The sequence below is a fragment of the Hyphomonas sp. genome (assembly GCF_013823385.1).
Taxonomy (GTDB): Bacteria; Pseudomonadota; Alphaproteobacteria; order Caulobacterales; family Hyphomonadaceae; genus Hyphomonas.
Window position 1 is genome coordinate 1 of the sequence record NZ_PNMA01000059.1, and the last position, 7935, is coordinate 7935.

The 7935-nt window shown below is 64.6% G+C and carries 8 protein-coding genes and 2 pseudogenes; 8 read left to right on the forward strand and 2 right to left on the reverse strand.

The window, feature by feature from the left end:
• The 5 genes and pseudogenes from C0456_RS18860 to C0456_RS18880 form a co-directional block, all read left to right on the forward strand.
• Nucleotides 1–606: pseudogene (locus C0456_RS18860) on the forward strand (recombinase family protein); the annotation flags it as partial.
• 507 nt (nt 607–1113) lie between these two features.
• A complete protein-coding gene (locus tag C0456_RS18865) occupies nt 1114–1581 on the forward strand; it encodes a hypothetical protein (protein ID WP_291055589.1) in 468 nt (155 codons plus the stop codon).
• 105 nt (nt 1582–1686) lie between these two features.
• Nucleotides 1687–3030, forward strand: coding sequence for a DNA methyltransferase (locus C0456_RS18870; RefSeq protein ID WP_291055592.1), 1344 nt, complete (start codon nt 1687–1689; stop codon nt 3028–3030).
• Nucleotides 3027–3482: a hypothetical protein gene (locus C0456_RS18875; protein ID WP_291055595.1), complete on the forward strand. Its 456-nt coding sequence runs from the start codon at nt 3027–3029 to the stop codon at nt 3480–3482. The genes C0456_RS18870 and C0456_RS18875 overlap by 4 nt, the downstream gene beginning before the upstream one ends.
• On the forward strand, nt 3469–3891 hold the full coding sequence (locus tag C0456_RS18880; protein ID WP_291055600.1) for a DUF5681 domain-containing protein: 423 nt from the start codon (nt 3469–3471) through the stop codon (nt 3889–3891). Before C0456_RS18875 ends, C0456_RS18880 begins: the two co-directional genes overlap by 14 nt.
• A gap of 21 nt (nt 3892–3912) precedes the next feature.
• Here C0456_RS18880 and C0456_RS18885 read toward each other — a convergent pair whose 3' ends face one another.
• Together C0456_RS18885 and C0456_RS18890 are read right to left on the reverse strand one after the other, a co-directional pair.
• Nucleotides 3913–4401, reverse strand: coding sequence for a hypothetical protein (locus C0456_RS18885; protein ID WP_291055603.1), 489 nt, complete (start codon nt 4399–4401; stop codon nt 3913–3915).
• Nucleotides 4402–4438: 37 nt separating this feature from the next.
• Nucleotides 4439–5377 carry a restriction endonuclease gene (locus C0456_RS18890; protein ID WP_291055606.1) on the reverse strand — a complete coding sequence of 313 codons (939 nt, stop codon included), beginning with the start codon at nt 5375–5377 and terminating at the stop codon, nt 4439–4441.
• A gap of 121 nt (nt 5378–5498) precedes the next feature.
• Between C0456_RS18890 and C0456_RS18895 the strand changes: the two genes are divergently transcribed.
• The 3 genes and pseudogenes from C0456_RS18895 to C0456_RS18905 form a co-directional block, all read left to right on the forward strand.
• On the forward strand, nt 5499–5729 hold the full coding sequence (locus C0456_RS18895; protein WP_291055609.1) for a helix-turn-helix transcriptional regulator: 231 nt from the start codon (nt 5499–5501) through the stop codon (nt 5727–5729).
• A 633-nt stretch (nt 5730–6362) separates the two neighbouring features.
• Nucleotides 6363–7562 carry a TolC family protein gene (locus C0456_RS18900; RefSeq protein ID WP_291055612.1) on the forward strand — a complete coding sequence of 400 codons (1200 nt, stop codon included), beginning with the start codon at nt 6363–6365 and terminating at the stop codon, nt 7560–7562.
• Nucleotides 7559–7935 (forward strand): annotated as a pseudogene (locus C0456_RS18905) (RND transporter); the annotation flags it as partial. The gene C0456_RS18900 and the pseudogene C0456_RS18905, both read left to right, overlap by 4 nt.

A 7935-nucleotide genomic window follows, 5' to 3' on the forward strand; every position in this document is an offset into this window, starting at 1 on the left:
GTCAGCAATGGTCTTGCTCCGCTGGAACTCGATGCGCGCGCGCTCCATGGCGCGCTGGAACGCGCAGCGGAACTCAGCCGCAACTGGATCGGGATCCCGCCCGAGGCGATGAAGGAGCTACTGCGGAGCATCGTGGCCCGGGTGACGTTGCTGGCCGATCGGATTGACGTCACGATCGGAGCAGACCGACTGGCGCACGCGCTCGGTGCGTCGACCGCATCTGTGCATGACGCCGGCTCGACAGTCGATCTGTCGGTCGCCGCGGAGCTGCGGCGGTCCGGACAGGGCAAGCGCATGGTCGTCGGGGACCCGCATCAAGCCGCCAGCGACGCAAGCTTGGTCAACGTTCTGAAGGAGGCCGTCGCCGCCCAGCAGAAGCTTCTTGCCGACACCGACGAGACGCTCAACGAGATCACGGAGCGCACGACGAAGAGCAAGGGCCGGCTGACGGCGCTCACGCGCCTATCTTATCTGGCGCCCGACATCATTGCAGCCATCCTGGCCGGCCGGCAACCGCCCGAACTGAGCGTGAAGCGGTTGCTGCGAACATCTCAGGATCTGCCGCTCGACTGGCCGGGCCAGCGCGCCTTCCTGGGTCTCGCCTGACCAAAACCGCCCCACGGTTCGCGAAGAGTTCCGGGTCCGCCCGCCCCGATTGACGCCACTTGAGACGTTTGCGCACGCAGCGCCCGAAACGGCGGTGTTCGCCGTCTCTGATCGGCTCTGCTGCGATGTTGGGGGCCATAACCCGCGGACACGTCGGCGCAATTCCGCAGAGTGCGGATAACGAGAAAAATATGCGATTTCAACGAGTTGTGTGGCTGGGGACGCAGTCCAGCGCGAACTGGTCTCGGTATCAGGGAAAAATTGGCGCTTCTGGGCTTGAAAACGGCCAAAAAATCCTATTTTCGTCCGTTATATCAGTGCGATATTGTGACTCAAGGTCGCAAAAGTAACAGCGAATTTTGCGGGCCGAACAGTGAGCCTTGCGGCCGGTTCAGGGCCCCCGGCGGAGTTATCAGGGACAGCTCAATGCCTGTTATCGTCAGGCAAGTATTTGACGGTCCGGCGGCATGAGACTTGCTCCTTCAACCTACCGACATGGAGGAGCACATGGATCGCGATGAGGTGCGCAGGATCTACGGTCCGTTACTGGACCGCGGGACCGTTCGCGGCATCACGGATGTCGTCGCGCGGAATCCGGCCGCCTGGATTGAAACAGACATCCTGATCGGGGCTCTACGCGACAACGCCCGGGAGCCGATCCCCGATGCCTTCATCGACTATCTGATGCGGCGCCTCGAGGGTGAGGTGCGCAAGCAGCGGGGACGCGGGCGCACCGCGCAAAGCTCCACGGTTGCGCTTCGGAACCTTCTGATCTCGTCTCGGTTCGAGCGCTACGAGCGATGGCTGACGGCGCGCAAGACGCGGTCCGGATTGAAGGGGTGGAGCGCCGTTCGAACTGCAGAATGGTGGCAGGGCCCGCCGAGCGAGCGGGCGGCACGCATGGCGCAGCGAAGGTCCGGCCTCAACGTTTCATGGCGCCGGATCCAGGACATCGCCTACGCGCAACGCCGGTAGCCCGGCCCTCCCGCGTCCGCGGGAAATCGCCCGATTTCATCTGGATGCCGTGGGCCTGCAGTCTCTTCATAAGGAGGGTTGGACTCAACAACGGAGGTTCAACCCATGTCCAAATCGCTCACGATCGAGCATCGCCCGCCCGGCGACCTCAAGCCCTACGCCCTCAACGCGCGGACGCACTCCCCCAAGCAGATCGCCGAAATCGCGGCCAGCATTAGGGCGTTTGGGTTCAACAACCCCGTGCTGATCGACAAGGACGGCGGCATCGTCGCCGGCCACGGTCGCGTCGAGGCGGCGAAGCTGCTCGGCCTCGCGACGGTGCCGACCATCAGGCTTGAGCATCTGACCGAGGCCAAGAAGCGGGCCTACATCCTCGCCGACAACAAGCTTGCCGAGAAAGCCGGCTGGGACCGCGAGATCCTGGCCATCGAGCTGCAGCACCTCATGTCGATCGAAGTCGATTTTGACATCACGGCGACCGGATTCGAGCTGCCCGAGATCGACGTGCTAATCGATGAACTCGAGGCCAAGCCGGCCAAGGCCGATCCGGCCGATGAGGTGCCCGCGATCGAGGGCCCTGCCGTCACGTGCCTCGGCGATGTCTGGCAAGTCGGCCCGCATCGCTTGATCTGCGGCGACGCGACTGCGCCTGAGACCTATGCGCGGCTGCTCGAAGGCGAGTCCGCGCAGATGATCTTCACCGACCCGCCCTACAACGTGAAGATCGACGGCCATGTCTCGGGCCTCGGCGCGGCTCGGCATCGCGAGTTCGCGATGGCCTCGGGCGAGATGTCGGAGACTGAGTTCACCGGTTTTCTCAGCAAGGTCTTCGCCAACCTCGTCGATGCCTCGGCTGACGGCGCGATCCACTTCGTCTGCATGGACTGGCGCCATCTCGGCGAGGTACATGCGGCGGCGCGCGGTCGCTACACCGAGTTGAAGAACGTTTGCGTCTGGGCGAAGAGCAACGGCGGCATGGGTTCGCTCTATCGCTCACAGCACGAGCTTGTCTTCGTGTTCAAGGCCGGCACCGCGCCTCACATCAACAATGTCGAGCTGGGCCGGCATGGACGCTATCGGACCAACCTCTGGTCCTATGCGGGCGCAAACGCCTTCAGCGCTACGCGCGATGACGACCTTGCCATGCACCCGACCGTCAAGCCGGTGGCGCTGGTCGCCGACGCCACCCTCGACTGCTCGCATCGGAAGGGCATCGTCCTCGATGCCTTCGCCGGATCGGGCACCACGCTGGTCGCCGCCCACAAGACCGGCCGCCGCGGCTTCGGCATCGAGCTGGATCCTCTCTACTGCGACGTGATCCTCAAGCGCCTGGCGAAGGTCACGAAGCTCGAGCCGGTGCTGGCGGCGACAGGGCAGACCTTCGCCGAGGTCGCGGCCGAGCGCACAGCCGAGGCGGCACCTGAGGCCGTCGAGGAGGTGCCGGCATGACCGACCGAGATGATGAAGACGACGCCGAGGACCGTGGCGATCAGAAGCCGCGGCGGCGCAGCCCCTCAGGGTCCGGCGGCCGGATCGACATCCGTGCCGCGCTCGAAGCGCCGGTTCGCATCAAGCAGAACGGCGAGAGCAAGCCGATCGACCCCTACGAGGCGATGCTGCGCCAGCATGTCCACAAGGCCATCGTCGGGCGGAACGTGCCGTCGATCAAGCTCGTGCTCGACGAGGCGGAGAAGCACAAAGTGATCGAGAGGCCTCCGGCGCCTCAGAACGGCGGCGTATTCGTCATCCCAAAAGACCTGCCCGAGGAGATCGAGGCGCAGATCTTCGACGACGCCGCCTATGCCGAGCAGCGCCGGTCATCGATCGTTCCGATCATGTTCGCGCTGCTCAAGGTGATCAGCTTTGACCGGCTCAAGAGGTGCTTCAATGGCGGCAAATAGGGACGATGACGACGGTGCCGTCGGCTACGGCCGACCGCCGCGGGCGGCTCGGTTCAAGAGAGGGCAGTCGGGCAATCCGGCCGGCCGCCCGCGGAAGGACCGTGGACAGAGCGCAATTGCCGCGCGCGTGCTCGGCGAGACGCAGCGGCTCGCCGGTCAGCCGAAGGGCGCGCGCGTGCGCTTCAAGACGCTGGAGATCGTCGTGATGACGATGAAACAGATGGCGATCGCCGGCCAAAACGCAGCCGCGACGCTCTACACGAGCTACATGGAGCGATACTCACGGCCAGCTCCTCCGGAGCACCCTGTCGGCTATCTGGTCGTGCCCGAGGTCTTGACCGAGGAAGAGTGGGAGGCGCGCTACACCCCGAAAGACGACCCGCCTGATGAGCCGGAGGCTGCGGAATAGCCCGACAATCTCGATCGCAGGTCACAGCGCAGGAGCAGTCTCGCGCAAGGCCTGGGTCACATCGACGACGCTGGGGGCCAACCAGACGTCATCGCGGAGGTGGAGCACGTCGCTGTTCGTATGCGACGAGCGCCGCACCCGCGGCTTGACGACGTCGATCGGGATCAGTGCCGCCCGGTGGACCGAGAAATCAGGCGCGAACAGCACGGCGGCGAGCTGGTCGAACGGATCGCCGGCAAGATTGCGGATGGCGCTCAGTTGACGAGAGCCCGGGCTGCTGCCTAGGCGCCGGGCCTTGATCTGATAACGCAGGCCGGTGCGGTCCCTGGCATCGAAACCAGACGTCGAGTTCCCCTCCCGGGTCCAGCCGAAAGCTCGACAGAACAGCGCCTCGGCATAGTCGCTGATCGGGCTGTTGGCACTGCGCAGGATCTCTCGACGCCGCAATTCATCCAGGATGGCGCCGTGAGCGCGCAAAAGTTCCAGGGTCGTGAGCGGCATGAAGTCCATGCGAGAGCCTACCGCGATTCGAATTCCGCCCGATCGCTCACCCGACGCGATCCATGAGCCACTCGAAGAGGCCGGACTTGACCGCGACGTCGGCAAGGTGCTCGCCGGTCCAAAGGTGCAGGCCCGAGGCGCCGCCCGTCGAGAGCGACCCGTCGGGTGAGTGGCAGACGAAGAACGTCCGGGTGAGGCCGCTCGCCGCAAAATAGCTCATGTGCTCGTCCAGAACCGCTTGGCTTGCGCGAGACTTGACCTGGACCGACGCCACCTCGCCGATGGTCGGCTGCTCGATCAGGAGGTCGATATCCGCCATCGTGCCGCCGAGCACCGAGGTGCGCTGCCAGCCGCCACGGGCGAAGATCAGGTCGACCATGATCTCGAAATCGGCCCAGTGCAGCTCGGCGATCATCTGTCTTGCCGACGTGAGCATCGCCGCCCGCGCCGAGGTCGCGACCGCGACGATCGGCTCCTCCACGGCATTAATCTTGCGGAGCAGGTAGTCCTTGGCACGGACGGCGCAGATCGTGCCGCGGTAGTTGGCGACCTGGGTCAGCCGCGTCGTGAGATCATTCATGCGCAGCGGCGCGCCCAGGATGTCGGTGCAGCGCCAGCCGCCGATCATGCGCCGCGTTCGGGAGGCCGAGCGGTTGTGATCGGTTCCGAGCCAGGTCACGCTCGCCTCCGCGAAGCCCCACCACAAGAGCCCGTCGGCAAACGTGATCCAGAGGCAGTCGGACCCGAGCGTGTAGAAATCCTGGACCTCGCGCATGGAGTCTTTTGCCTTGCCAGCGGTCCGCCGGATGCCCGTGAAGTAGCCGAGCACGCCGTCCCAGTCGCCTGCGGCGCAGAGATCGTGCGGCACCTCATGATAGCCGAGCTGAAGCTCACCGTGGTCGAGGCTTGAGCGGGCGAAGCTGCCGCCGGCACCGAGTTTGATGTAGCGGACGGCCTCGGGGGCAATCGGAGTGGTCTGGTTCATGGATGAGACTCATAAGTATCACTGCCGGGAACGCCAGATCGCTTCCTTCGGCTGTGAAGTCCAGAGAAATGAGACTCATCGTCTGTAGATTGATCGACTGAGGTGTCGAAACCCTTAGCCGATGGACGTGCGCCGCCGGCTAGGGCTGAACCTGAAGAAACTGCGGGAGGAGCAAGGCTTCTCGCAGGAGAGCTTTGCCGACCACTGCGGCCTTCACCGGACCTACATCAGCGGCATCGAGCGCGGCGTGAGGAACCCGACCGTGGTCATCCTCGACAAGATCGCCAAGGGGCTGAAAGTGCCGGCGGGTCAGCTGCTGGATGACACCAAGTTAACACCTAAGAGGTCCTGACGCCTTTTTGGTCGATTCGGACTGCCCCATAGATTGCCCAAGTCATCTGGCCGGCAGGCCACACCATCACCGCGTTCGCGCACGGCGATTGATCCTTGATGAGCGCCACCCTTGACATGGCGCAGAAATCAATCGACTTGTGGAGCATGCGCTTCAGGGCTTTTGCATCGCTGCTCGCTGTTTTCCTCGTGGCCGTTATGGCTGCGTGGACGAGTTCGCGTGCGGTTGCCTATGAGCCGAGCGCCCATTTGCTAAGCCTTGGAGCCTCAGACGCGGTGGGCATTGCGTTCAACGCGCAACGCTCCGATGCGCCGGTGATGGTGCACGCACACACCGCTGGCGCCCACAACCACGCTGGGCACGGATCTCACGACCACGGTCCGGGACAAGATCATCAATTCTGCCCCGACTGCGGCTGCTGCTCGTGTGCAGGGGCGTCGCATTTCTTGCCGGCGTATATTCGACCCGGAATCGTAGACGGCTCGGCACACCGGATTTTCTGTGCCTTTGACGACGCCGCGCGGCACATCGGCGTGCGCTTTTCCCTCCTGAGACCCCCCCGAATCCCTGCTTGATCGCTGGGGATGCGGCGCGAGCCGCGTCCCTCGTCGTCATGATCAGGGATAATCGGGCATGAACCGAAAGACTTCGGGCGCTTGGCTCGTCACAATTGCAGCTATTGCAGCACTTGCCACGACCGCCGACGCTTCTTCACTCACTAGTCCGTTCGAGGCTGCCGTCGAGCGCAGCGCCGAGATCAAGGGACTGCTGGCCCGGATGCCGGAGCAGGCCGTCAAGCGCGACGCAGCGGGCGCGCTCTTGCCTGGCGGCTGGTCGATCTCGGTCAGTAGCGAATCCGACACCTTGACGACCCAGCGGGGCGCGCGCGAGGTCGCGACCGAGGCGGCGTTCCCGATCTGGTTGCCCGGCGAACGTGGTGCCACGGCCCATGCCGCTGACCATGCGCTGCTGGCCCTGGAAGCCGAGCTTGCCAGGAAGCGCATGGAGATCGCCAAGATCGTGCGCGACGCCTACTGGGAGTTCGCCGAAGCGCGGGAGAAGCTGGCTCTCGCCGAGCGGCGCCTTGCGATCGCGCGAACTCTCGCGGCCGATACGCGCCGGCGCGTGAGTGCTGGACAGGCTGGAGAGGTGGATGCGCTGATCGCCGAAGCTGAGCTGAGCGACGCCGAGGCCACCGTGGCCGCGCGGCGCGGCGAGTTAAACGAGGCGCTGGTCCAGTTCAACGGCAGGACGGGTCTGCGGCCACCAGCTAGCTTTTCCGAGGAGACGAACAGGCGCTCAGCCACGCATCCGACGGTGATCGCATTGTCGGCTGCCGTCACCAAGGCCGAATCCGAGCGTCACCTGGTCGAGGTCATCGACCGGGACCGGCCCGAGTTCGCGTTAACGACCAAGACGGACCGCGGTGATCGTGACGAAGCCTACAACACGCAGATCGGCGCACGGGTAAGGATCCCGTTCGCGTACGATGCCGTCAACGCTCCGAAGCGGGCCGCTGCTGATGGAGCGATCATTGCTGCGAGGGCGGAGCTGGAAGCGGCCGAGCGGAGTCTCAAGAACGATGTCGCAAAGGCGCGTGCCAAGCTCGACGGCGCGAAGAAGCAACTCGCAGCGCTGGAGAAGCGGCACACCCAGCTGTCGGCGGCCGTGGTGCTGATCGAGAAATCGCAGCAGGCCGGGCAGACTTCGCTCAGCGAGCTGATACGCGCCCGCGTCCAGATGTTCGACGCCGCCAATTCCAGAGCGCTTGCGCGGATCGCCGTCGAGCGTGCCCAATCCGAAATCAATCAAGCTCAAGGTATCGAGCCATGACACGCACCTTCATCTTGTTGTTCGCTCTCGTTGCGTCGACCGCAGCGGCGATCGCCGGCCCCGGTCACGACCATGGCGGCGGTGGAGCGGCCCAGGCCACGGCAGAAATTCCTCGTATCGAGAGCGTCACGCCCGACATCGAGCTGGTGGCCACGGCCGAAGGGCACAAATTGACCATCTATCTCGACGCGCCAGTCACCAACGAACCGGTCGAAGGTGCCAAGATCGTGGTCGAGGCTGACGGCAAGCACAAGGCCGAGGCCAAGCCCAAGGGCAATGGCGTCTATGAGCTGGAGGCCGACTGGGTCGATCAGCCCGGCGTCAAGGCTCTGGTATTCACGGTCACGACGCCGACGATCACCGATCTGCTCAA